The following is a 23,381-nucleotide window of genomic DNA, read 5'->3' as shown; positions in this document are numbered from 1 at the left end:
CCGGGAGAATAAGTCAGGCAGATGACTGAACGATGACAGGGTGGTTGCGCTAGGCCTCGCTCGCCGCCAGCCCGGCCACCAGGCATTCGATCAAGGCGCGCACGCGCCGGGGCTGGACGCGGGCGGTCGGGTAGACGATCTGCAGCAGCGTGTTGCCGGCGGTGAAGTCCGGGAGCAATTCCACCAGCCGTCCGCTCTTGAGATCGTCGCGTACGTCCCAGATCGACTTGAGGCTGATGCCATGTCCCTCCAGGCACCATTGCCGCACCAGGCCGCCGTCGTTGGCGATTCGCCGGCCCTGGACCATCACCCGATGCACCTCGCCGTCCCGGCTGAATGTCCATTCCCGCGCGGTGTTGATGCCCAGGCGCATCACCAGGCATTCGTGCCGGGCCAGTTCGCAGGGATGCGTTGGCGTGCCATGTCGCGCCAGGTAAGTGGGGGCGGCACAGACCACGCGACGATTCTCTCCCAAGGGCCTGGCCCGCAGTGAGCTATCGGCCAGGGCACCGTAGCGAATGGCGAAATCGAACCCCTGGCTGACCAGGTCCACATAGCCATCGCCCAGGTTCAGATCGAGGCTGACATCGGGGTGCTCGTCGAGAAAGCGCGACAGGATCGGCTCGATGTACTGGCGGCCCAGGTCTTGCGGGGCACTCAGGCGAATCGGCCCGCTGAGGGCCTGGGTACCGGTGCGGATGCTGCTGTGCAACTCGCCGGCCTCGGCCAGCAAGCGCCGGGCGCCTTCGACCAGAATCCTGCCCTCGTCGGTCAGGCTGATCGCCCGCGTGGTGCGATTGAGCAGGCTGGCACCGTAATAGGTTTCCAGGAGGGCAAGCCGCTCCGAGACCGAGGCCGGGGACAACCCTACCTCTCGACCGGCAGCAGACAAGCCACCTTTTTCAACGATGAGCAGAAAGAGCTCGAGATTCTTCAGGAACATTGTTCGGAAGTTCCGAAATGTATTTTCGTAAGTTGATCAATTATCAGGAAAACCCGCAAGGCATACCTTAGCACCTCAGACGATCACACCGCAGCGTTTCCCAGGAGTTCTGCCATGGCCATCCCCGAAGCAGCCGATGTCACTCACAATCCCGAACGCAGGACTTTCCTGGCCCAGGCAAGTGCTGGCGCGGCGCTGTTGGCCGTAGGCGACCTGCTGACGACGGGCTCGGCGCAGGCTGGCGTCTTGGCAAAAGCCGCCGGCGTTTCCAAGGGGGGCTTCTGGCCGGGCGACACGCGCTTGGTCATTTCGATTTCCATGCAATTCGAAGCGGGCGGACAGCCGCCTAAAGGCACTGACAGTCCGTTTCCCGCGGTCGACTTCCCGAACAGTGTGCCTAGCGATCCGGCAACCAATACCTGGTTTGCCTACGGCTATCGGGAAGGCATCCCACGCTTGCTGGATCTGTGGGACCGCCATGGCGTCAAGGTCACCTCCCACATGATCGGCGAAGCGGCGCGGCACCAACCGGCCCTGGCACGGGAGATCGTCACTCGCGGTCACGAGGCGGCCGGGCACGGGCCGCGCTGGAGTTCGCAATTTGCAATGAGTCGGGACGAGGAACGCACGTTCCTGCGCCAGGCCGCGCAGATGGTCCAGGAGGTCACCGGGCAGCCAGTCACCGGCTACAACTGCAACTGGCTGCGCCGGGGACCCAATACCCTGGGGTTGTTGCAAGAGTTGGGCTACCTCTATCACATCGATGACGTCAGCCGCGATGAACCCTTCATCGAAGCGGTCAACGGCAAGGATTTCGTCGTGGTCCCCTACACGTTGCGCAACAACGACATCGTGCTGATCGAAGGCCGGCATTACTCGCCCCAGGCTTTCCTGGAGCAAGTGAAGCTCGATTTCGACCAGCTCTACGAAGAAGCCGGCACGCGGCGACGAATGATGTCCATCAGTGCCCACGACCGCATCAGCGGCACGCCCCAAATGGTGCGGGTCTGGGATGAGTTCCTGCGTTACGCCAAAAGCCATCCGGGCGTGGCGTTCATGCGCAAGGACGACATTGCCCGCTACACCCTTGCCAGCCCGCTGTCCTTGCGGGAGTCCGAAACCCTCTGAAACCTGTTCCATAACCCTGGGCCGCACGGTGTTGTCCGGCCCTTGATCGACCCGAAGGAATCCACCATGTCGTTCTCATCCCTTGCCATGCCCGGCGGCCTGCGCCTGGCCGGTTTTTTCCTGAGCCTGGGCCTGTCGCTGGGGGCTTCGGCCGCCACCGATGCGCTCGTGCAACCTCAAAGCCTGATTGTCGACCGCAGCCTGTCCGAGCAGCAGGCGACATCGATGATCCTGGCGGCGCGGCGCTATGACACGTTCTGGCACACCGGCGACGAAGCGCTGGCCCGCGAAGCCTTGGCGTCGAGTTTCATCGATAAGACCCCTCCGGCCGGGCGCAAGCAGGGCCCGGAAGGCCCGTTGCTGGCGTCGCGGGCTTTCCGCACTGCCGTGCCGGATCTCAGCTGCGTCGTGGAGCAGATGCTGGTGGCGGGGGATCGGGTGGTGGTGCACCTGCGCTTTCGCGGGCATTTCACCGGGACCTTCGACCAGCTCAAGGGCCAGGGCCAGCCGGTGGAGTTCATTGCGACGGATATCTACCAGGTCGACCAGGGCAAGATCGTCGCCAACTGGCACATCGAGGACAACCTGACCCTGTTCAAGCAACTGGGTACGCTGTGACAGGACGGCTCGCCATTGCGGCGAGCCGTTTCTTGCCGGTCAGCTCAACTGCAGCCAGATCGGCGCGTGGTCCGACGGTTTTTCCATGCCCCGCAGCTCATAGTCCACCCCGGCGTCCTTGACCCGTGGCAGCAGGCCGTGGGAGGTGAGGATCAGGTCGATGCGCAGGCCGCGCTTGGGCTCGTCTTCGAACCCGCGGCTGCGGTAGTCGAACCAGCTGAAGCGGTCGGTGACGTCCGGGTTCAGGTGGCGGAAGCTGTCCACCAGGCCCCAGTTTTTCAGGCGGGCCATCCACTCGCGTTCTTCCGGCAGGAAGCTGCATTTGCCGGTCTTCAGCCAGCGCTTCATGTTGTCCGGGCCGATGCCGATGTCGCAGTCTTCCGGGGAAATGTTCACGTCACCCATCACCACCAGCGGCTGATCGTTGCTGAAGCGGCTTTCCAGCAGTTGCTGCAAATCGCTGTAGAAACGCTCCTTGGCCGGGAATTTGGTCGGGTGGTCGCGGCTTTCACCTTGTGGGAAATAGCCGTTCATGATGGTCACCGGTACGCCGTTGGCATCGGCGAAGGTGCCCCAGATGAAGCGCCGCTGGGCGTCCTCGTCGTCGCCCTCGAAGCCTTTGTACAGGCTCAGCGGCGCCTGGCGGGAGAGCAGGGCGACGCCGTAGTGGCCTTTTTGTCCGTGGTAATGCACGTGGTAACCCAGGGCCTGGATTTCGGCCAGGGGGAACTGTTCGTCGTGGACCTTGGTTTCCTGCAGCCCGATCACATCCGGCTGGTGCTTCTCGATCAGCGCCGCCAGCTGATGGGGACGGGCGCGCAGCCCGTTGATGTTGAAGGAGACGATCTTCATGGTCGGCTGTCCTGGCAAAACTGCGATGCTAGCTGACATGTGGGAAGGGAGCCAGCGTGGCAGTAGGACAAATGCGCTGCTAATGTCCTGTGGGTGTAGGAACGATCGCAACCCAATCGGGTTCGTACTCAATAAGAGCTGGGCCTCACCGAGCCTCGCCCCAGGAGATCCAACGCCATGCCTGAAACCGCCATCGCCGACGTCCATATGCTCGACAGTGGTTATTCCCGTGAAGCCCGTTCGTTGTTGTACCAGGCCTATCGCCATGAGCCGACCTTCAGCTACCTGTTCGAATCCGAGCGTCCAGGTTATGAACAGCGGGTCCGGGCCACGGTGCGTGAGTTGGTCAAGCAGCATTTTCTCCAGGACCTGCCGGCCATTGGCCTGCTGGTCAACGACCGCCTGATCGGCATCGCCCTGATCGCCCCGCCGCAGCGACGCCTGGGTATCACCGAAAGTTGGGCCTGGCGTCTGCGCATGGTCTTGAGCACCGGTTTTCGCTGCACCCGACGCTACTTGGAATACCACGCGGCGGTGTTGGCCTGCCTGCCTTCGGATGCAGTGCATGTACTGCCGCTACTGGGGGTGCACCCACAGTTCCAGGGCAAACATTTCGGTGAACAGTTGCTTGAGGCGGTCCATAACTGGTGTGCGGTGGACGAGCATTCCCAAGGCGTGGTGCTGGACACCGGCAACCCGCGTTACCTTGAGTTCTATAAGCGCCAGGGTTACGAGGAAATTGGTGAAGTTGCTGTAGGACCGATCCGCGAGCATGTGTTCTTCCACGCCAACCCGCAGGTTCTGCAAAGCGCAACGGCATAGTCGGCCGAACTTTTGCGAAATGTCCGGCTCTATCAGGCACCTACGCTCGTGATAGCATCCGCGCCATGAACCTCCCAGGAAGAATGACCGGTGGCGCGCTTTTGCTGTCCCTCAGCTGCGCGGCACTGGCAAACAGTGAGTTGGAAGTACGAGTCCAGCCGTCCAACGATGAACTCAAGGCCAACGTAGAAGGTTACATCGGTGGCTTGGGGGATCGTGACGAGGAGGCCTTGCTGCGCTTCAGTCGCGGCGCCGAGGAGCAGGCGCGCAAGGCCGCCCAGGCGCTGGGCTACTACCAGCCGCAGATCGACAGTGAGGTCAAGGGCGGCAAGGACCCACGCCTGGTGCTGACCATCGACCCGGGCGAGCCTGTGCACTTGCGCAATGTCACCGTGCGCATCGATGGCCCGGCGGCGTCGCTCAAAGCCTTTCGCGTGCCCAGCAACGCCGCCCTCAAGCCTGGCGCGGTGCTCAACCATGGTCGCTATGAAGATGCCAAGCGAGTGATCCAGAACCAGGCCTCGCGCTATGGTTTTTTCAGCGGACGCTTTACCCGGCAGAAACTCTTGGTGGACCCCCAGGCAGGCATCGCCGACATTGAACTGATCTACGACAGCGGCCCGCGCTATGCCTTGGGCCCGGTGCGCTTCGAGGGCGACACGCCGTTCGACGAAGAGCTGCTACAGCGCATGGTGCCGTTCAAGGCCGGCACGGCGTACGACTCCGAACTCATCGCAGAGCTCAACCAGGCCCTGCAATCGAGCGGCTATTTCGAAGGCGTGCGCGTGGATGCCGCGCCCACCGCCGCCACCGATAACGTGATCCCGGTGGCGGTCAAGCTCGACACGCGCAAGCCGCGGACCATGGGCCTGGGCCTGGGTTTTTCCACCGACGTCGGCCCGCGGGCGAAAGCCAACTGGACGCGCCACTGGGTCAACCCCCAGGGCCATAGCTATGGCTGGGAAGCGGAAGTTTCGGCGCCCCGGCAGAACGTCGGCCTGTGGTACGACGTGCCGCTGGACCCGCCGCTGACCGACAAGATGCGCTACGCCGGCGGTTATCAATATGAAGAACTGGCCGGCACCGACAGCCTCAGCAAACTGCTGACCGTGGGCCCGGAATGGCACAGCAAGTTGCCCAGTGGCTGGCAGCGGGTGGTGTCGCTCAAATGGCAGCGCGAGGAGTACCGCCTCGGTGACGATGCGGGCCTGAGCACGCTGTTGATGCCGGGCGTGAGCTATTCCTACCTGCGCAGCGACAACCGCATCGATCCGCACAACGGCTACCGCTTGCAGTTCGACACCAAGGTCGCCAAGGAGGGCCTTGGTTCGGACAACAACCTTTTATATGGCACCGCCATGGTCAAGGGCCTGACCACAGTGTTCGACAAGCATCGGCTGCTGGCTCGGGCGCAGATCGGCGGCAGCGCCACCAATGGCTACAAATCCATCCCGCCGTCCCTGCGCTTTTTCGCCGGTGGCGACCAGAGCGTGCGCGGTTATGACTACCAGAGCCTGTCGCCGGAAAACTCCGAGGGCGACCGTATTGGCGGTCGCTACATGGTCGCTGGTAGCCTCGAATATCAGTATTCAATCGCGGAAAAATGGCGGCTGGCGACGTTCGTCGACCAGGGCAACTCGTTTAACAGCCTTGAACTGCCGAGCCTCAAGACCGGCGTGGGTGTTGGCGTGCGCTGGGTATCGCCGGTGGGCCCGATCCGCCTCGACCTGGCCCATGCGATGGACGACGACGGCGGTATCCGATTGCACTTTTCCATGGGGCCTGAGCTGTGAAGCGTGGTGTGAAAATAACGCTGCTGGCGGTTGCCGGGGTGTTGCTGGCACTGGTGCTGGCCTTGAGCGTTGTGTTGGGCACGGCATTCGGCAGCCGTTGGGCCCTCGGCCTCGTGCCGGGGCTGAGCGTGGAGAATTTCCAGGGCCGCCTGGGCGGGCAGTGGAGCGCCGATCACCTGTTGTGGCAGCAGGACGCCAGTCGCGTGGAGGTGGATCGGCTGATATTCGCCTGGTCGCCGCTGTGCCTGGCACGCATGACCCTCTGCATCGAACAGCTCAAGGCTGACCAGGTCGCCTTGCAATTGCCAGCCTCTGCCGATGAACCGAGCAGCGGCCCGATCAGCTTGCCGGACCTGGACTTGCCGTTCGCTATCGAACTGGGCGATGTGCAGGTCGGCAGCCTGTCGTTCAACGGCAGCGAGCAGCTCAAGGGCCTGCAATTGGTTGCCCATTGGACCGCCGAGGGCCTGCAGATCGATTCGGTGCAATTGCAGCGCGACGAGTTGAGCCTGAAACTGTCCGGCTTGCTGAAGCCGGGCGGCGACTGGCCGTTGAACGCCGAGGGCCGGTTGACCTTGCCAGCGCCGGGCGCCACGCCCTGGGCCCTGGACCTGAAAGTCGACGGCAACCTGCTCAAGACCCTCAACCTCAAGGCCGGCAGCAGCGGTTACCTGCAAGGCCAGTTGACCGGTGAACTGCAACCGTTGGCGGACAACCTGCCGGCCAAGGTGCGTATCACCGCCGACGGCTTCAGGGCGAGTGCCGATCTGCCAGACACTTTGTTGCTCAACCAACTGGAATTGACCGGCGAAGGCGACCTGAAAAATGGCTATCGACTGCTCGGCAAGGCGACATTGCCCGCCGAGAAAGGGCCGGTGGCGTTGTTGCTGCAAGGCAGCGTGGACGCCAATGGCGCACAGATCGCCGGCCTGGATCTTGATGCCGGCGATCAGCGAAGCCTGAAACTCAGCGGGCAATTGGACTGGCGCGAAGGCCTGCGCGCCGAGGCGAAAGTCGCCTGGCTGGATTTCCCCTGGCATCGCCTCTATCCGCTGATCGACGAGCCGCAGGTGACATTGCGCAGCTTCGACGGCGAAGTCTCCTACACCGATGGCAAATACCTGGGCAACTTTCAGGCCGCACTGGACGGCCCCGCCGGGGCCTTCAGCCTGGACAGCCCGTTCAGCGGCGACCTGAGGCAAATCCATTTGCCGCAACTCAAGCTCGCGGCGGGGCAGGGCAAGGCCGAAGGGCACCTGAGCCTGCAATTTGCCGATGGCATTGCCTGGGACACGGCGCTGCAACTGTCGGCCATCAACCCGGCGTACTGGCTGGGCGAATTGCCTGGGACCCTGGCCGGGCCGTTGCGCAGCAAAGGGGCGATGAAGAACGACCATCTCGAAGTTGACGCGGACCTGGATCTCAAGGGCAAGTTGCGTGGCCAACCGGCGCTGTTCCAGGCCAAGGCCAGCGGCGCCGGCGAGCGGTGGAACCTCAGCGCCCTGGACATCCGCCTGGGGGACAACCGCATCAACGGCACCGGCAGCCTGCAAGAAAAACTCACTGGCCAGATCGATATCAAGCTCTCGCGCCTGGCCCAACTGTGGCCGCAATTGCGTGGCCAAGTCGTCGGCCGTGTCGATGTGGCCGGCACGCTCAAGGCGCCCCAAGGCAAGCTCGGCCTGCAAGGCACGCAACTGGCGTTGCAGGACAATCGCCTGCAAAGCCTGAACCTCGATGCCACGCTCGACAGCGCCCAGCGCGGCAAGCTCGATCTCAAGGCCAGCGGCATCCGCGTCGGCGAGACTTCGCTGGGCGTGCTGACCGTCAGCGGGCAGGGCGACATCAAGCAACAAAAGCTCAACCTGGACCTGCAAGGGCCACAGCTCGACACCACCCTGGCGCTCGATGGCACGCTCGACCAGGGCAATTGGCGCGGACGCCTGGCCAGCGGCGACGTGGAGGCTGGCGGTCAAGCCTGGCGCCTGCAAGCCCCGGCGAAACTGGAGCGCCTGGCCGATGGCACCCTCAACGTCGGTGCTCATTGCTGGCGTTCTGGCGAGGCCAGCCTGTGCGGTGAAGATCAGCGGCTGATGCCGGAACCGAAGCTGCGTTATCACCTCAAGCAATTCCCCATCGAAAGCCTGGCCCAGTGGATGCCCAAGGATTTTGCCTGGCAGGGCCGGCTCAACGCGGACCTGCAACTGGACTTGCCGGCCAGCGGCCCGAATGGCCGGATCCTGGTGGACGCCAGCGGCGGTACTTTAAGGATCCGCGACAAGGAGCAATGGCTGGACTTTCCATACCAGACCCTGACGCTCAACAGTCGCCTGACCCCCAGGCGCATCGACACCGACCTGAATTTTGTCGGCACCAGGCTCGGCGAACTGATGCTCCAGGCGCAGATCAACCCGCTACCGGCCAGCAAGCCCCTGAGCGGTTCGTTCCGCCTGAGCGGCCTGGACCTGTCGGTGGCTCGGCCGTTCGTGCCGATGGTGGAAACCCTCACCGGGCATCTGAGCGGCAGCGGGACCCTGGCCGGTGGTTTGCTCGCGCCCCAGGTCAACGGCAACCTGCTGCTCAGCGACGGCGAAGTGTCCGGCCCGGAACTGCCGGTCAGCCTTGAGGCCTTGCAGGTGCGGGCGATGATTGCCGGCGAAACGATACGGCTCGACGGAGACTGGAAAAGTGGCAAGAGCGGGCAGGGCCGCTTGAGTGGCACTGTCGGTTGGGGCGACGCCCTGACCATGAACCTGGCCCTCAAGGGCTCGCAACTGCCGGTCACCGTCGAGCCCTATGCGGTGCTCGACGTGGCGCCGGACCTCAATATCACGATGCACGGCGATCAGCTTTCCATTGCCGGCAAGGTGCTGGTGCCCAAAGGTGAGATCACCATCCGTGAACTGCCGCCGTCCACCGTCAAGGTTTCCGATGACACCGTGATCGTCGGCCACCAGACCGAGGAGGGCAAGGCGCCGCTGGCCATGGCGATGGACATTGATGTGATCGTCGGCCAGGACAAACTCGCGTTCTCGGGGTTCGGCCTGACGGCCAATGTGCAAGGCCAGGTTCACATCGGCGACAACATGGATACCCGCGGCGAGCTCTGGCTCAACGACGGTCGCTATCGCGCCTACGGGCAACGGCTGACAGTGCGCCGGGCGCGGCTGCTGTTCGCCGGCCCCATCGACCAGCCCTACCTGGACATCGAAGCGATCCGCCAGACCGACGACGTGATCGCCGGCATCCGCTTGAGCGGCAGCGCCGAGCAACCGACCACGCAAATCTTCTCGGAGCCGGCCATGAGTCAGGAGCAGGCGTTGTCCTACCTGGTGCTGGGCCGACCGCTGAGCACCACCGGCGAGGACAACAACATGCTCGCCCAAGCGGCGCTGGGCCTGGGCTTGATGGGCAGTTCGGGGGTGACCAGCAGCCTGGCCAACAACCTGGGGATCGAGGATTTTCAGCTCGACACCCAGGGCAGCGGCAATGCCACCAGCGTGGTCGCCAGCGGCAACCTGTCGGAAAAGCTCAGCCTGCGCTACGGCGTCGGCGTGTTCGAACCGGCCAATACCATCGCCCTGCGCTACAAGCTCAGCAAGAAGGTCTACCTCGAAGCCGCCAGCGGCGTGGCCAGCTCGCTGGACATCTTCTACAAGCGCGATTTCTAAACCCTCCCTGAATCCTCCATGTCCAATGTGGGAGCGAGCCTGCTCGCGATAGCGCAGTGACATTCAGCATCTTCGTTGACTGACACACCGCTATTCGCGAGCAGGCTCGCTCCCACATTTTTATCTGCGTTTGTCTGTTAGTGCATAGCAACCTAACTATTTGATTGACATTCGCTGCCTAAGCAGTAATATCTCGACATACATTCACTGCCTAGGCAGCAAACGGTGGTCAGATGAAGCACTTCACCCCAGACAACTTCCACAATTGCCATCTCGGCATGCTGCTCGGCCGCACCGCGTTGCTCAAGGACCGAATCATCGATACCCACATGGAACCTGTCGGCATCACCGCCGCGCAGTTCAAGGTATTGATCATCATGGCCCAGTACGGCATCGAGACACCGGCCGAGCTGTGTCGCTACCTGTCCCTGGACAGCGGCTCGATGACGCGGATGCTCGATCGCCTGGAGCAGAAAGGTTTCCTGGCCCGCGAACGTTCCGCCCAGGATCGCCGGCAAGTGCGCCTGGTGCTGACTGAAGCCGGCCAGGCCCTCGCCGATCGCCTGCCGTTTATCGGTGCCGAGGCCATGAACCAGTTGGCCAGCGCCATCAGCCCCGAGGAGTTGCAAACCCTCGAACAGATCCTCAAGAAAATTCTGCTCGCCGCCGGTGACCCCATTACCGTGTCGCGACTGGGGGAAAAATGAAGCGTAAAACCTTGCGTACCCGATTAAGCCTGGTGGTCTTGGCCATGAGCCTGGCCGGTTGTGCCAGCTACAGCGGCTTGAAGACCGAAGGCGTCAGCCTCGAGGCCCAGAGCCTCAAGGCCGGGCAATCCCTGAACGGTGTCACGCTGTCACCGGCCGCGTGGCCGAAAAGCGATTGGTGGAAAAGCCTTGGCGACCCGCAACTCGATGGCCTGATCCGGGAAGCCTTGCGCGATAGCCCGGACATGCAGATCGCCAGCGCCCGGGTGCATCAGGCCAGTGCTGCCGCCTATGCCGCCAACGCGGCGCGCATGCCGACCCTGGATGCCAGCGGCGGCGTCAGCCGTTCGCGCCTGTCCCGTGACCAGGACCCGCAAGGGCTGGGTGAGGCGTATAGCACCCTGCGCACGCTGGGTGTGGATTTCAATTACACCTTCGACCTCTGGGGCGGCCAGCGTGCTGCCTGGGAAGCCGCCCTGGGCCAGGCCCGCGCCGCCGAGATCGATCGCCAGGCCGCGCAACTGACCTTGGCCGCCGACGTGGCCCGGGCCTACAGCGACCTGGGCCAGGCCCACATCATTTATGACCTGGCCACCGAGGACCTCAAGCGCACCCGACAGATGCTCGACCTGAGCAAGCGTCGCCTCACTGCCGGGATCGACAGCGAATATCAGTTCCAGCAGACCGAAAGCCTGGAAGCCAGCGCCGATGCCTCCCGGATCGATGCGGAGAAACGCCTGCAAAGCGCCAAGATCGCCCTGGCGGTCTTGCTCGGCAAGGGCCCGGACCGTGGCAATGAAATCGCCCGGCCCAATGTGCTGCAAGCCAGCGCGGTCGCCTTGCCGTCGAATCTGCCCGCCGAGTTGCTGGGGCGGCGTCCGGACTTGGTCGCGGCGCGTTGGCGGGTCGAGGCGGCGAGCAAGGACATCGAGGCCGGCAAGACCAACTTCTATCCCAATCTCAACCTGAGTGCGGCGGCCGGGACACGCTCGCTGCTGGGTGATGCGATGTTCGGCTCGGCCAGCCGCTTCTTCAATGTGGCGCCGACGGTGTCGTTGCCGATCTTCGATGGCGGCCGCTTGCGGGCCGACCTGGATGCCCGGGACGCCGATTACGACCTGGCGGTGGCGCAATACAACAAAAGCCTGGTCACGGCCCTTGGCGATGTCAGCGACACCATCAACCAGTTGCGCGATATCGCCCGGCAAATCGGTGCCCAGCAGCATGCCACCGATATCGCCCAGAGTTCCTACGACACGGTGGTCCAGCGCTACGGCTCGGGTATCGGTAATTACCTGGACGTGCTGAGCATCGAGCAGCAATTGCTCCAGGCCCAGCGCCAACTGGCGAACCTGAATGCCGAGCAGATCGATTTGTCGATTCAACTGATGCAGGCCCTGGGCGGTGGTTTCGAGGCCCAGACCCTGGCGGCGGCCACTCCGGTCTCTGCCACGCCGAATAACTGATTCGAGGTACTTGTCATGGCTACTGCCGAAACGACTCAATCCGAACATGCGCAAGACAGCAACCCACGCAAGCGCAAGGTCATGCTGGTGACGCTGACGCTGCTGGTCATTCTCTCGGGCCTGGGTGTCTGGGCCTGGCACGAACTGTATGGTCGCTGGAGCGAAAGCACCGACGATGCCTATGTGAACGGCAACGTGGTGGAAATCACACCGCAAGTCACCGGCACCGTGGTGAGCATCGGTGCCGACGACGGCGATCTGGTGCGTGAAGGCCAGGTGCTGGTGCAGTTCGACCCGAACGATGCCGAAGTCGGGCTGCAAAGTGCCCAGGCCAACCTGGCCCGGACCGTGCGCCAGGTGCGTGGCTTGTACAGCAACGTCGATGGCATGCGGGCGCAAGTCAATGCCCAAGAGGCCGAAGTGCAGAAGGCCCAGGAAAACTACAGTCGACGCAAGAACCTGGCGGCTGGCGGGGCGATTTCCCAGGAAGAACTGTCTCACGCCCGGGACGACCTGACCTCGGCGCAGAACGCCTTGGCCAATGCCCGGCAACAACTCAAGACCACCAGCGCCCTGGTGGACGATACCGTGGTGTCGTCCCATCCCGACGTGCAGTCCGCCGCCGCGCAATTGCGCCAGGCCTTCCTGGCCAACGCCCGCAGCACCTTGATTGCACCGGTCACCGGTTATGTCGCCAAACGCACCGTGCAACTGGGCCAACGGGTGCAGCCAGGCACGGCGTTGATGGCGGTGATCCCGCTGGATCAACTGTGGATCGATGCCAACTTCAAGGAAACCCAACTGCGCGACATGCGCATCGGCCAGCCGGTGGACATCGAGGCCGACCTGTACGGCAGCGATGTGAAGTACAGCGGCACCATCGATAGCCTCGGCGCCGGCACCGGCAGCGCGTTTGCCTTGCTGCCGGCACAGAACGCCACGGGTAACTGGATCAAGATCGTCCAGCGGGTGCCGGTGCGCATTCATGTCAATGCCCAGGAGCTGGCCGAGCATCCGCTGCGGATCGGCCTGTCGACCCTGGTCAGCGTCAATCTGCGCGACCAGAGCGGCCCGGTACTGGCCCAGCAGCCACCGCAGAAAGCCTCGTTCAGCACCCAGGTCTATGACCGGCAACTGGCCGATGCCGACGCGATGATCTCGCGGCTGATTCACGAAAACAGCGCGGTTGCGAGCAAGACTGCCCAGCGCTGATCACCTGTGGGAGCCGAGCTTGCTCGCGATAGCGGCATGGCAGGCAACAAAGATATTGGCTGTAAGGGCCCCATCGCGAGCAAGCTCGGCTCCCACAGGTTTTGTGTTTTGTTCAATGGTTCAGGTAGTCCTGGAACCTGTGGGAGCAAGGCTTGCCCGCGATTCACCACCGTCGCTTCATAGGATTTCGCAATGAGCAATAACGCGTCTTTCACGCCGCCCAGCCTGTTGCTCAGCACCATCGGGCTGTCGCTGGCGACGTTCATGCAAGTGCTCGACACCACCATTGCCAACGTCGCCTTGCCGACCATTTCCGGCAACCTGGGCGTCAGTTCGGAGCAGGGCACCTGGGTCATTACCTCGTTCGCGGTGAGCAACGCCATCGCCTTGCCGCTCACTGGCTGGTTGAGCCGACGGTTTGGCGAGGTGAAGCTGTTTTTGTGGGCGACGATGCTGTTCGTGCTCGCTTCGTTCTTGTGTGGCATTTCCACTTCGATGCCAGAACTGATTGGTTTTCGCGTACTCCAGGGGCTGGTCGCCGGGCCGTTGTACCCGATGACCCAGACCTTGCTGATCGCGGTGTACCCGCCGGCCAGGCGCGGCATGGCCCTGGCCTTGCTGGCGATGGTCACCGTGGTGGCGCCGATTGCCGGGCCGATCCTCGGTGGTTGGATCACCGACAGCTACAGCTGGCCGTGGATCTTTTTCATCAACGTGCCCATCGGGGTCTTCGCGGCGATGGTGGTGCAACAACAGCTCAAGGCGCGGCCGGTGGTCACCAGCCATCAACCGATGGACTACGTAGGGCTGATCACGCTGATCATCGGGGTCGGCGCGCTCCAGGTGATCCTCGACAAAGGCAACGACCTGGACTGGTTCGAATCGAACTTCATCATCATCGGAGCACTGATTTCGCTCATTGCCCTGGCGGTGTTCGTGATCTGGGAAATGACTGACCGCCATCCGGTGGTCAATCTGCGGCTGTTCGCCTACCGCAACTTTCGCATCGGCACCATTGTGCTGGTGGGGGGCTACGCCGGGTTCTTCGGCATCAACCTGATCCTGCCGCAGTGGTTGCAGACCCAGATGGGCTACACCGCGACCTGGGCCGGGCTGGCAGTGGCGCCCATCGGTATCCTGCCGGTGCTGATGTCGCCCTTCGTCGGCAAGTACGCCCACCGGTTCGACCTGCGTGTGTTGGCCGGGCTGGCGTTCCTGGCCATCGGCCTGAGCTGCTTCATGCGCGCCGGGTTTACCAATGAAGTGGATTTTCAGCACATCGCGATGGTGCAGTTGTTCATGGGCATCGGTGTGGCGCTGTTCTTCATGCCGACCCTGAGCATCCTGATGTCGGACCTGCCACCGCACCAGATTGCCGACGGCGCCGGGCTGGCGACGTTCCTGCGGACCCTGGGCGGCAGCTTCGCCGCGTCCCTGACCACCTGGATCTGGATCCGCCGGGCCGACCAGCACCATGCCTACCTGAGCGAACACATCAGCACCTACGAGCCGGCCACCCGTGAAGCACTCAACCAGCTCGGCGGCGCGAGTGCCCCGGCCTATGCCCAGCTCGACCAGATCCTCACCAGCCAGGCGTACATGCTCTCCACCGTGGATTACTTCACGTTGCTGGGATGGGGGTTCATGGGGTTGATCTTGCTGGTGTGGCTGGCGAAGCCGCCGTTCGCGGCGAAGGCGGGGCCTGCGTCGGCGGGGCATTGATTCAGAAGTGAAATGCAATCCAATGTGGGAGCGGGGCTGTGGGAGCAAGGCTTGCCCGCGATGCGGGCGACACGGTTCAACTGCAAGACCGTGTCATCGTTCATCGCGAGCAAGCTTTGCTCCCACAGGCCTACTCCCACAGGGGACATCTGCGCGCTTCAGTTGCCTGGCAACGCCAACTGCGCATTACCAAAACCAAACGGCGCCAACGCAAACCCTTGTTCATCCACCTGCAACGCCCAGCCTTGCTTGTCCCAATCTCCCAGCACGATGCGTCTCGCTGCGTGTTCGCCCAGTTGCAGCTTGTGGATGGCGGGGCGGTGGGTGTGGCCGTGGATCAGGGTCTTCACGCCGTACTCCTGCATGATCCGCGGGATCTCTTCGGGCGTGACGTCGACGATGTCATTAGCTTTCATGCGTGTCTGCGTGCGGCTTTCGCTGCGCAGTTTGCGCGCCAGTTTCTGGCGACTGCCCAGCGGCAGGTGACGCAGGATGAACAGCGTGACCGGGTTGCGCAGCCAGCGCCGCAGCTTCATATAGCCTTCGTCGCGGGTGCAGAGGCTGTCGCCGTGCATCAGCAGCACCGGCTCGCCGTTGAACTGCACGACACTCGGGTCCTTGAGCAGGGTACAGCCGGCCGCTTTGCAGAAGGCCTGCCCCAGCATGAAGTCGCGATTGCCGTGCATCAGGAAGATGGCCGTGCCGCTGTCGCTCAATTCGCGCAGGGCCTGGCAGATGGAACGCTGGAACGGCGTCATGGCATCGTCGCCGATCCAGGCTTCGAAAAAATCGCCCAGGATGTACAACGCTTGCGCCGAGCGGGCGCGTGTGGCGAGTAAATCCAGAAACGCCCGGGTAATGTCCGGGCGCTCCTCTTCCAGATGCAAGTCTGAAATCAGCAGTATCACTCAATGATCTCGGCTTTCTCGATGATCACGTCTTCTGCCGGGACGTCCTGGTGGCCGGCCTTGGAAGTGGTGGCGACGCCCTTGATCTTGTCGACCACGTCGGTGCCTTCGATCACTTCACCGAACACCGCATAGCCCCAACCCTGTACGGTCTTGGCGCTGTGGTTCAGGAAGCTGTTGTCGGCCACGTTGATGAAGAACTGCGCGGTGGCCGAATGCGGCTCCATGGTACGGGCCATGGCAACGCTGTACTTTTTGTTCGGCAGGCCGTTGTCGGCTTCGTTCTGAATGCTTGGGCGCTTGTCTTTCTTTTCCTTCATGCCAGGTTCGAAACCGCCGCCCTGGATCATGAAGTTGCCGATGACACGGTGGAAAACGGTGTTTTCGTAGTGGCCGGCCTTGACGTACTCAACGAAGTTGGCAACGGTCAGCGGTGCCTTTTCGGCGTTCAGTTGCAGGACGATGTCGCCGTGGTTGGTGGTCAGTTTGACTTGGGTCATGATCGCTACTCTTTCAAGGAATTCGTGGGTTTCGGGGCTTCACTGCCCGCAACCGGTCTGGCTGCAATCGGCCAGGTTGGGCAGTTTAGCGTGCCAGGCACGAATTTCGAGGCTGTTTTTCATCTGGTCGTCGATTAAATTCAATCGTTTACCGACCTGGCCTGTCAGGTGCTTGACAGCATCGGCTATGATACGGGCTTTGATTTATCAGGCCGCACCCGGCCGCGCACTTGTACGTTCAAGGATCCTATGAGCAAGCCCACTGTCGACCCTACCTCGAATTCCAAGACCGGCCCGGCCGTGCCGGTCAACTTCCTGCGCCCGATCATCCAGGCGGACCTGGACTCGGGTAAGCACACACAGATCGTCACTCGCTTCCCTCCGGAGCCCAACGGCTACCTGCACATCGGCCACGCCAAGTCGATTTGCGTGAATTTCGGCCTGGCCCAGGAGTTCGGCGGCGTCACGCACTTGCGTTTCGACGACACCAACCCGGCCAAGGAAGACCAGGAATACATCGACGCGATCGAAAGCGACGTCAAGTGGCTGGGTTTCGAATGGTCCGGTGAGGTGCGCTATGCCTCGCAATATTTCGACCAACTGCACGATTGGGCGGTGGAGCTGATCAAGGCCGGCAACGCCTACGTGTGCGACCTGACCCCCGAGCAGGCCAAGGAATACCGCGGCAGCCTGACCGAGCCGGGCAAGAACAGCCCGTTCCGTGATCGCAGCGTGGAGGAGAACCTGGACCTGTTCGCTCGCATGCGCGCCGGTGAGTTCCCGGACGGCGCACGGGTGCTGCGCGCCAAGATCGACATGGCCTCGCCGAACATGAACCTGCGCGACCCGATCATGTACCGCATCCGTCACGCCCATCACCACCAGACCGGCGACAAATGGTGCATCTACCCCAACTATGATTTTACCCATGGTCAGTCGGATGCCATCGAAGGCATCACCCACTCGATCTGCACCCTGGAGTTCGAAAGCCACCGGCCGTTGTACGAATGGTTCCTCGAGCACCTGCCGGTGCCGGCCAAGCCGCGCCAGTACGAGTTCAGCCGCCTGAACCTGAACTACACCATCACCAGCAAGCGCAAGCTCAAGCAACTGGTGGACGAGAAGCACGTCAACGGCTGGGACGACCCGCGCATGTCGACGCTGTCGGGCTTCCGTCGTCGCGGCTACACGCCAAAATCGATCCGCAACTTCTGCGAGATGGTCGGCACCAACCGCTCCGACGGCGTGGTGGATTTCGGCATGCTGGAATTCAGCATCCGTGACGATCTGGATCACAGTGCCCCGCGCGCCATGTGCGTGCTGCGTCCGCTGAAAGTCGTGATCACCAATTACCCGGAAGGCCAGGTCGAGAACCTCGAGCTGGCACGTCACCCGAAAGAAGACATGGGCGTGCGCGTCCTGCCGTTCGCCCGGGAGATCTACATCGACCGTGAAGACTTCATGGAAGAGCCGCCAAAAGGCTACAAGCGCCTGGAGCCTGCCGGCGAAGTGCGCCTGCGCGGCAGCTATGTGATCCGCGCCGACGAAGCGATCAAGGATGCCGAGGGTAACATCGTCGAGCTGCGTTGCTCGTACGACCCCGACACCCTGGGCAAGAACCCGGAAGGTCGCAAGGTCAAGGGCGTGATCCACTGGGTGCCGGCCGCCGCCAGCGTCGAGTGCGAAGTGCGCCTGTACGATCGCCTGTTCCGTTCGCCGAACCCGGAGAAGGCCGAAGACAGCGCCAGCTTCCTGGACAACATCAACCCTGACTCCCTGCAAGTACTCACTGGTTGTCGTGCCGAGCCTTCGTTGGGCAACGCACTGCCGGAAGACCGTTTCCAGTTCGAGCGCGAAGGCTACTTCTGCGCGGATATCAAGGACTCGAAACCCGGTGCTCCGGTATTCAACCGTACCGTGACCTTGCGCGATTCCTGGGGTCAGTGATCAAGTCTTAAGGGAAACCCTGTGCTTACGATCTACAACACGCTCACCAAGAGCAAAGAAGTCTTCAAGCCGCTGGATGGCAACAAGGTCCGCATGTACGTCTGCGGCATGACCGTGTACGACTATTGCCATATTGGCCATGGTCGCAGCATGGTCGCCTTCGACCTGGTGACCCGCTGGTTGCGTTTCAGCGGTTATGACCTGACCTACGTGCGCAACATCACCGACATCGAAGACAAGATCATCAACCGTGCCCGGGAAAACGGCGAGCCTTACGATGCGTTGACCGAGCGCATGATCAAGGCCATGCACGAGGATGAGGCGCGCCTCAATATCCTCAAGCCGGATCTGGAACCACGGGCAACTGATCACATTCCTGGCATGCTGAGCATGATCCAGACCTTGATCGACAAGGGCTATGCCTACGCACCGGGCAATGGCGACGTGTACTACCGCGTCGCCAAGTTCATGGGCTACGGCAAGCTGTCGCGCAAGAAGATCGAAGACCTGCGCATCGGTGCGCGTATCGAAGTCGACGAGTCGAAACAGGATCCGCTGGACTTCGTGCTGTGGAAGGCTGCCAAGCCGGGTGAGCCGAGCTGGGAGTCGCCGTGGGGCGCCGGGCGTCCAGGCTGGCACATCGAATGCTCGGTGATGTCCACCTGCTGCCTGGGCGAGACCTTCGATATTCATGGTGGCGGCAGCGACCTGGAGTTCCCGCACCACGAAAACGAAATTGCCCAGAGCGAGGCGGCCACCGGCAAGACCTACGCCAACGCGTGGATGCATTGCGGCATGATCCGGATCAACGGCGAGAAGATGTCCAAGTCCTTGAACAACTTCTTCACCATCCGTGACGTGCTGGAAAAGTACCACCCGGAAGTCATTCGTTACCTGCTGGTGTCGAGCCACTATCGCAGCGCCATCAACTACTCGGAAGACAACCTCAAGGACGCCAAGGGCGCCCTGGAGCGTTTCTACCACGCGTTGAAGGGCATGCCGAATGTGCCGGCGGCCGGCGGCGAAGCGTTCGTTGCACGCTTTACCGAGGTGATGAACGACGACTTCGGCACGCCGGAAGCCTGCGCGGTGCTGTTCGAGATGGTGCGTGAGATCAACCGCCTGCGTGAGAGCGATCTCAATGCAGCGGCCGGTCTGGCGGCACGCCTGAAAGAACTGGCCAGCGTGCTGGGTGTGTTGCAACTCGAAGCCGATGATTTCCTGCAGGCTGGTGCCGAAGGTCGCGTGGACGCCGTCGAGGTCGAGGCATTGATCCAGGCGCGCCTGACCGCCCGGGCCAACAAGGACTGGGCCGAATCCGACCGCATCCGCGACCAGCTCACCGCCATGGGCGTGGTGCTGGAAGATGGCAAGGGCGGGACGACCTGGCGATTGGCGGACTGAAGTCTTACGCAATACCACTGTGGGAGCGAGCCTGCTCGCGATAGCGGAGTGTCAGGCAACATTTTTGTCGACTGATACACCGCCATCGCGAGCAAGCTCGCTCCCACATTGGAGCTGTTGCAGTTTCCAATTTTTTGCCCGCCGCCAATCCCTGTGGGAGCCGAGCTTGCTCGCGATGACGGCAGTACATTCAGCATCATTGCAAACGGATACACCGCTATCGCGAGCAGGCTCGCTCCCACAGTTTTTTGCATGCCTACCCTGGCAATCATGGTTTTATGAGCTAGTACTGTCAGGTCGATTCGACGTTCTCTGACAGGGCTCTTCCATGTTGACTCATTGGTCTTTGGCGGCCATTCATCTTCTGGCGTTCGCCCTCGGGCTCTGGGCAGTGCTGACGCGCGGCACGGCGCTGCGACGCCTGGCGGGCGGTGTGGATGCGGTTCGCAATGTGTTGATTGCGGATAACGTATGGGGTGTGTCGGCGCTGGTGTTGTTGGTGACCGGTGGGATGCGGGCGTTCGGTGGGTACGAAAAAGGTACGGATTATTACCTGCACCAGCCGCTGTTCCACCTGAAGATGACCTTGCTCCTGCTGATCCTGTTGCTTGAGATCGCGCCGATGATCGCCCTGATCAAATGGCGGATGGCACGGGGCAAAGGGGCGGCGATTGACTCTTCGAAAGCCGGTCGGTTGGCACGGATCAGCCATATCGAAGCCTTGCTGCTGATCTTGATGGTGGTTGCCGCCACTGGAATGGCGCGCGGCGTGAGCCTGGGCTGACGGGCCGCGAACGCCCGCTTCGTCATCATTAAAACGAAACGTCTGACAGCCATGCCAAGAGCCATGCCATTAGTATCGATTCACGAGTGGGACGAAAGAAGGCGAGGGGGCAGGGTAAGGCGCGGTCGATCGGAATCTTTAGCCAGCCATTGCGGCGATGCAAACGGGCTGGCTGCGGACTGCTGCAATGTTCAGGGGGTTTGCGGCTTGTCGGGGGCGGTGAGGCCGGCCTGAATACGCTGATAGATTTCTTCGCGATGCACCGCAACGTTTTTCGGGGCGTTGATGCCGATCCGGACTTGTTGGCCACTAACGCCCAGAATGGTGATCGTGATGTCGTCACCAATGTTTATGCTTTCACCGACTTTGCGGGTGAGTATCAGCATGGTGTTCTCCTTGATTGCTTTATAGGGCACCTGATTCAGACAGTGCAGATGTCGGTACTGCTTATAGATTAGTGCTAAGTGTCACAATGTGGGTGCCTCTTTCTGACGTGCAGATGCAGCATTAATTCCCAGGGTGCGACTATACAGAGACGCCGGGCAGGATTCTCGTGTTTTGAGCACTGTTTGCGGCGATCTTGATGGGCACGGGTGCTAAAATCCGTGCCTCATGTCTTCCGGGGGAAACGTTGTGCGCAAATTGGCTTGGGTAATCGCGGTGTTGGTGCTGGCAGGGTGCGGTGAAGGGCGTGACATCGAAGCAGCGAAGCCGAAACCCGCCGCGACCTCTGCACCAGCCGCCGCTGCCGCGCCGCAGTGGGCCGTCGAGGTTCGTGGCGAGACGCCTCAGGCAGTCAGCGACCTGACCGGTTGGCTCATCGAACACAGCTTCATGTCGAACGTAGTGCGCGAGGGCGGCAAGGAGCGGGTCCTGGTCGGTCCTTTCAGCTCCAAGGCCGAGGCCGAAGCCAAGCAGGAGCAAGTGACTGCCGCCCTGGTCCGGGCGAAAAAGCGCAACATCGAGACGTTGGTAGTGGATTATCCGGCCACTCAATAACCGGACAGAACAAAACCTGTGGGAGCGAGCCTGCTCGCGATAGCGGTGTATCAGTCGACAAACTGTTGTCTGTCACTCCGCTATCGCGAGCAAGCTCGCTCCCACAGTCGGTTTGTGCTGTTCACGAATGCGAGGTCAACCGCAGGCCTTCATGTCCACTGGTCCCACGAATTCGTTTCCACGGCCCATGACGCACGCCACGCTCTGGTTGCGCTGACGCTCCCAGCTTTCGACCGGGTAGGTCTTGTCCCAGGCTTCGTACAGGCGCCGATCCTGTTTCGAGAGGCGCAGGCCATATTGCTTGCTCATGTAGAAATAGGTCCGGGCGATCATTCCCCGGATAGAAGGGCGGGGCATGACCTTCTTGGCCTTGAAATCCACCTGGGTCAGGCATGAACCGTATTGCCCCTTCTGCACCGGCAACCAGCCGAAACTGAAATTGCTGCGATCGCCATTCACTTCCCCGATGCTCGGCACCAGGTTGTGCAGGTCGGCCTCGGCCCGTTGATAGACCGGGTCGTAACGGGTGCAGTTTTTACGCCCGCCTTGTTGCCAGCATTGGCGCTGATGGCCGATCTGCCACGCCGGGACAATATGTTCCCACTCGATGCGGGCGGCGCGGCTGGCGTTCTTGCGCGGCACGTAACCGCAGGCGGCCAGGTTCACGCGATTGCCGGTGTATTTGCAGCCACAGTAGAACTCGGTGGATTGCGGCGCGTAGAGTTTCCAGGCGACTTTCTTGGCTTCGTTGAAGGTGCGCGGCGCACCGGCCTGGGCGCCCATGGTGATGAACACAAGCAAAAAAGCTAAACAGCGAACACTCATCAGGCTCAATCTTCCTTCGGCACGACCCAGAAAACCTGCACGCCACCGTCGTCGCGATAGGCGAGGGTCACGTTGTCGTTCTCGTCGATTTCTTCCAGGAGGCGCTCCCATTCATCCACCGGCTCGTCGGGAAGCCGGAAGATCAGCGCGGCCTTGGCTTTTTGCGCGGTGGGGGAATTGATGATTTTCGAGACCCGCAGGCCGAGTCGCGTATAGGAATCTAAGGGGGTAGTTGCAGCGGAGGGCGTGGCCACAGGATTATCCTTATTAAGCTGTACGTGCATACAGTATTTAACTGTAGGTATTTACGCAACTGCTTAAAATTCAAGAAGATCGTCTGACAGCGCTTTTTTCGTTTTGGTGTAAGAGGAGGAAATTTTTTATTGGCTGGCGTAAACGGCTGGGCCAAACGCTCTGGCTTGTGACAGATTTGCGTGGGCGCTAAAGAAAGTGCTTTGGCGGGCGATGTCTTTCGTAGGAATCTCATCTTATGGAGTTTTGATATGGCGTTTTCTGTCGGCTTTCCCAATGCGGCGGCCGTGACTATCGGTGGCCAATCCGCTGCTACCCTGAAGGCCCTGAGCGAGGCCGAGACCGAGGCTGCCGATGAGGCCCTTGGTACAACGCGCGCGTCGGGCAAGGTCCGCGTGGACATGGGGGCGGGCGCTGAGGCAACCGATCAGACGCAGGAGAGCGGCAGTACCCAGAGCATTGCCGTTCAGATATTGCTCAAGCGGATGCAAGAGCTTCAGGAGCAGCTCAGGGAGCAGCAACAGCAATTGGCCGCTGCGCAGACACGGAATTATCCGAAACCGGAAGACAAGACCGCGGCGGTCATGGCGGTTCAAGGGCAGATTGCCGACACCAGTGGCGCATTGTTGGAGGTCACCGGTCGCCTGGTCACGGAGCTGGCGAAAGGCGGCAGTTCGGGAGCAATGGTCAATACGACGGCCTGACGCTTCGCCATTGCGGATGCAACCGCAGCGTTGACAAATCCACGAAGCCTTACCATAGTTCACTTCACGCAAACGTTTGCGCGGCGTTCCGTGCATTGATTTGCTCACAATAATCATAAGATCG

At 61.8% G+C, this 23,381-nt stretch carries 21 protein-coding genes; 14 read left to right on the top strand and 7 right to left on the bottom strand.

The window, feature by feature from the left end; translation table 11 throughout:
* Positions 1-49: 49 nt before the first annotated feature.
* Positions 50-943: a LysR family transcriptional regulator gene (locus tag PBDP_RS19645; RefSeq protein ID WP_116832946.1), complete on the bottom strand. Its 894-nt coding sequence runs from the start codon at positions 941-943 to the stop codon at positions 50-52.
* A gap of 114 nt (positions 944-1,057) precedes the next feature.
* Here PBDP_RS19645 and PBDP_RS19640 point away from each other — a divergent pair, with 114 nt between their 5' ends.
* Positions 1,058-2,071, top strand: coding sequence for a polysaccharide deacetylase family protein (locus PBDP_RS19640; protein ID WP_116832945.1), 1,014 nt, complete (start codon positions 1,058-1,060; stop codon positions 2,069-2,071).
* Between the two features lie 66 nt (positions 2,072-2,137).
* Positions 2,138-2,689 carry an ester cyclase gene (locus PBDP_RS19635; protein ID WP_116832944.1) on the top strand — a complete coding sequence of 184 codons (552 nt, stop codon included), beginning with the start codon at positions 2,138-2,140 and terminating at the stop codon, positions 2,687-2,689.
* Between the two features lie 39 nt (positions 2,690-2,728).
* Here the strand turns inward: PBDP_RS19635 and xthA are convergent, their stop codons facing one another.
* Positions 2,729-3,541, bottom strand: a complete 813-nt coding sequence (gene xthA, locus PBDP_RS19630) for an exodeoxyribonuclease III (protein WP_109754667.1) — start codon at positions 3,539-3,541, stop codon at positions 2,729-2,731.
* Between the two features lie 177 nt (positions 3,542-3,718).
* Between xthA and PBDP_RS19625 the strand changes: the two genes are divergently transcribed.
* The 7 genes from PBDP_RS19625 to PBDP_RS19595 all read left to right on the top strand — a co-directional run bounded on the left by PBDP_RS19625 (position 3,719) and on the right by PBDP_RS19595 (position 14,934).
* On the top strand, positions 3,719-4,363 hold the full coding sequence (locus PBDP_RS19625; protein WP_109754668.1) for a GNAT family N-acetyltransferase: 645 nt from the start codon (positions 3,719-3,721) through the stop codon (positions 4,361-4,363).
* Positions 4,364-4,428: 65 nt separating this feature from the next.
* Positions 4,429-6,156 (top strand): autotransporter assembly complex protein TamA, encoded by a 1,728-nt coding sequence (locus PBDP_RS19620; protein ID WP_205419926.1) that lies wholly within the window; start codon positions 4,429-4,431, stop codon positions 6,154-6,156.
* Positions 6,153-9,827 carry a translocation/assembly module TamB domain-containing protein gene (locus PBDP_RS19615; protein ID WP_212801199.1) on the top strand — a complete coding sequence of 1,225 codons (3,675 nt, stop codon included), beginning with the start codon at positions 6,153-6,155 and terminating at the stop codon, positions 9,825-9,827. Before PBDP_RS19620 ends, PBDP_RS19615 begins: the two co-directional genes overlap by 4 nt.
* Before the next feature lie 233 nt (positions 9,828-10,060).
* On the top strand, positions 10,061-10,534 hold the full coding sequence (locus PBDP_RS19610) for a MarR family winged helix-turn-helix transcriptional regulator (RefSeq protein WP_109754671.1): 474 nt from the start codon (positions 10,061-10,063) through the stop codon (positions 10,532-10,534).
* A complete protein-coding gene (locus PBDP_RS19605) occupies positions 10,531-12,000 on the top strand; it encodes an efflux transporter outer membrane subunit (RefSeq protein WP_176689422.1) in 1,470 nt (489 codons plus the stop codon). Before PBDP_RS19610 ends, PBDP_RS19605 begins: the two co-directional genes overlap by 4 nt.
* A gap of 15 nt (positions 12,001-12,015) precedes the next feature.
* Positions 12,016-13,212, top strand: coding sequence for an HlyD family secretion protein (locus PBDP_RS19600; RefSeq protein ID WP_109754673.1), 1,197 nt, complete (start codon positions 12,016-12,018; stop codon positions 13,210-13,212).
* 192 nt (positions 13,213-13,404) lie between these two features.
* Positions 13,405-14,934 carry a DHA2 family efflux MFS transporter permease subunit gene (locus tag PBDP_RS19595; RefSeq protein ID WP_116832940.1) on the top strand — a complete coding sequence of 510 codons (1,530 nt, stop codon included), beginning with the start codon at positions 13,405-13,407 and terminating at the stop codon, positions 14,932-14,934.
* Positions 14,935-15,092: 158 nt separating this feature from the next.
* Here the strand turns inward: PBDP_RS19595 and PBDP_RS19590 are convergent, their stop codons facing one another.
* Both PBDP_RS19590 and PBDP_RS19585 read right to left on the bottom strand, forming a co-directional pair.
* Positions 15,093-15,842: a UDP-2,3-diacylglucosamine diphosphatase gene (locus tag PBDP_RS19590; protein ID WP_176689423.1), complete on the bottom strand. Its 750-nt coding sequence runs from the start codon at positions 15,840-15,842 to the stop codon at positions 15,093-15,095.
* Complete coding sequence (locus tag PBDP_RS19585; RefSeq protein ID WP_212801198.1) at positions 15,839-16,342, bottom strand: peptidylprolyl isomerase; 504 nt, start codon at positions 16,340-16,342, stop codon at positions 15,839-15,841. Before PBDP_RS19585 ends, PBDP_RS19590 begins: the two co-directional genes overlap by 4 nt.
* 249 nt (positions 16,343-16,591) lie before the next feature.
* Here PBDP_RS19585 and PBDP_RS19580 point away from each other — a divergent pair, with 249 nt between their 5' ends.
* The 3 genes from PBDP_RS19580 to PBDP_RS19570 all read left to right on the top strand — a co-directional run bounded on the left by PBDP_RS19580 (position 16,592) and on the right by PBDP_RS19570 (position 20,477).
* On the top strand, positions 16,592-18,289 hold the full coding sequence (locus PBDP_RS19580) for a glutamine--tRNA ligase/YqeY domain fusion protein (RefSeq protein ID WP_134925033.1): 1,698 nt from the start codon (positions 16,592-16,594) through the stop codon (positions 18,287-18,289).
* Between the two features lie 21 nt (positions 18,290-18,310).
* A complete protein-coding gene (gene cysS / locus PBDP_RS19575) occupies positions 18,311-19,693 on the top strand; it encodes a cysteine--tRNA ligase (RefSeq protein WP_109754679.1) in 1,383 nt (460 codons plus the stop codon).
* A gap of 328 nt (positions 19,694-20,021) precedes the next feature.
* Complete coding sequence (locus PBDP_RS19570) at positions 20,022-20,477, top strand: DUF2214 family protein (RefSeq protein ID WP_212801197.1); 456 nt, start codon at positions 20,022-20,024, stop codon at positions 20,475-20,477.
* A gap of 191 nt (positions 20,478-20,668) precedes the next feature.
* Here the strand turns inward: PBDP_RS19570 and csrA are convergent, their stop codons facing one another.
* Positions 20,669-20,863 (bottom strand): carbon storage regulator CsrA, encoded by a 195-nt coding sequence (csrA, locus tag PBDP_RS19565; protein WP_003179932.1) that lies wholly within the window; start codon positions 20,861-20,863, stop codon positions 20,669-20,671.
* 247 nt (positions 20,864-21,110) lie between these two features.
* On the opposite strand from csrA, the gene PBDP_RS19560 reads away from it, so the two are divergent.
* Positions 21,111-21,476: an SPOR domain-containing protein gene (locus PBDP_RS19560; protein WP_212801196.1), complete on the top strand. Its 366-nt coding sequence runs from the start codon at positions 21,111-21,113 to the stop codon at positions 21,474-21,476.
* A gap of 135 nt (positions 21,477-21,611) precedes the next feature.
* Here PBDP_RS19560 and PBDP_RS19555 read toward each other — a convergent pair whose 3' ends face one another.
* On the bottom strand, positions 21,612-22,301 hold the full coding sequence (locus tag PBDP_RS19555) for an endonuclease (RefSeq protein ID WP_109754683.1): 690 nt from the start codon (positions 22,299-22,301) through the stop codon (positions 21,612-21,614).
* Positions 22,302-22,306: 5 nt separating this feature from the next.
* On the bottom strand, positions 22,307-22,606 hold the full coding sequence (locus tag PBDP_RS19550; RefSeq protein WP_176689649.1) for a DUF1654 domain-containing protein: 300 nt from the start codon (positions 22,604-22,606) through the stop codon (positions 22,307-22,309).
* Positions 22,607-22,804: 198 nt separating this feature from the next.
* Here PBDP_RS19550 and PBDP_RS19545 point away from each other — a divergent pair, with 198 nt between their 5' ends.
* Positions 22,805-23,257 carry a hypothetical protein gene (locus PBDP_RS19545; RefSeq protein WP_109754685.1) on the top strand — a complete coding sequence of 151 codons (453 nt, stop codon included), beginning with the start codon at positions 22,805-22,807 and terminating at the stop codon, positions 23,255-23,257.
* Positions 23,258-23,381: the final 124 nt, after the last annotated feature.

Origin of the sequence: Pseudomonas sp. St290 (genome assembly GCF_018325805.1) — a bacterium.
Classification (GTDB): domain Bacteria; phylum Pseudomonadota; class Gammaproteobacteria; order Pseudomonadales; family Pseudomonadaceae; genus Aquipseudomonas; species Aquipseudomonas bijieensis.
Note: the sequence above shows the minus strand (reverse complement) of the source record. Positions and strands in the feature narration are given on the sequence as shown.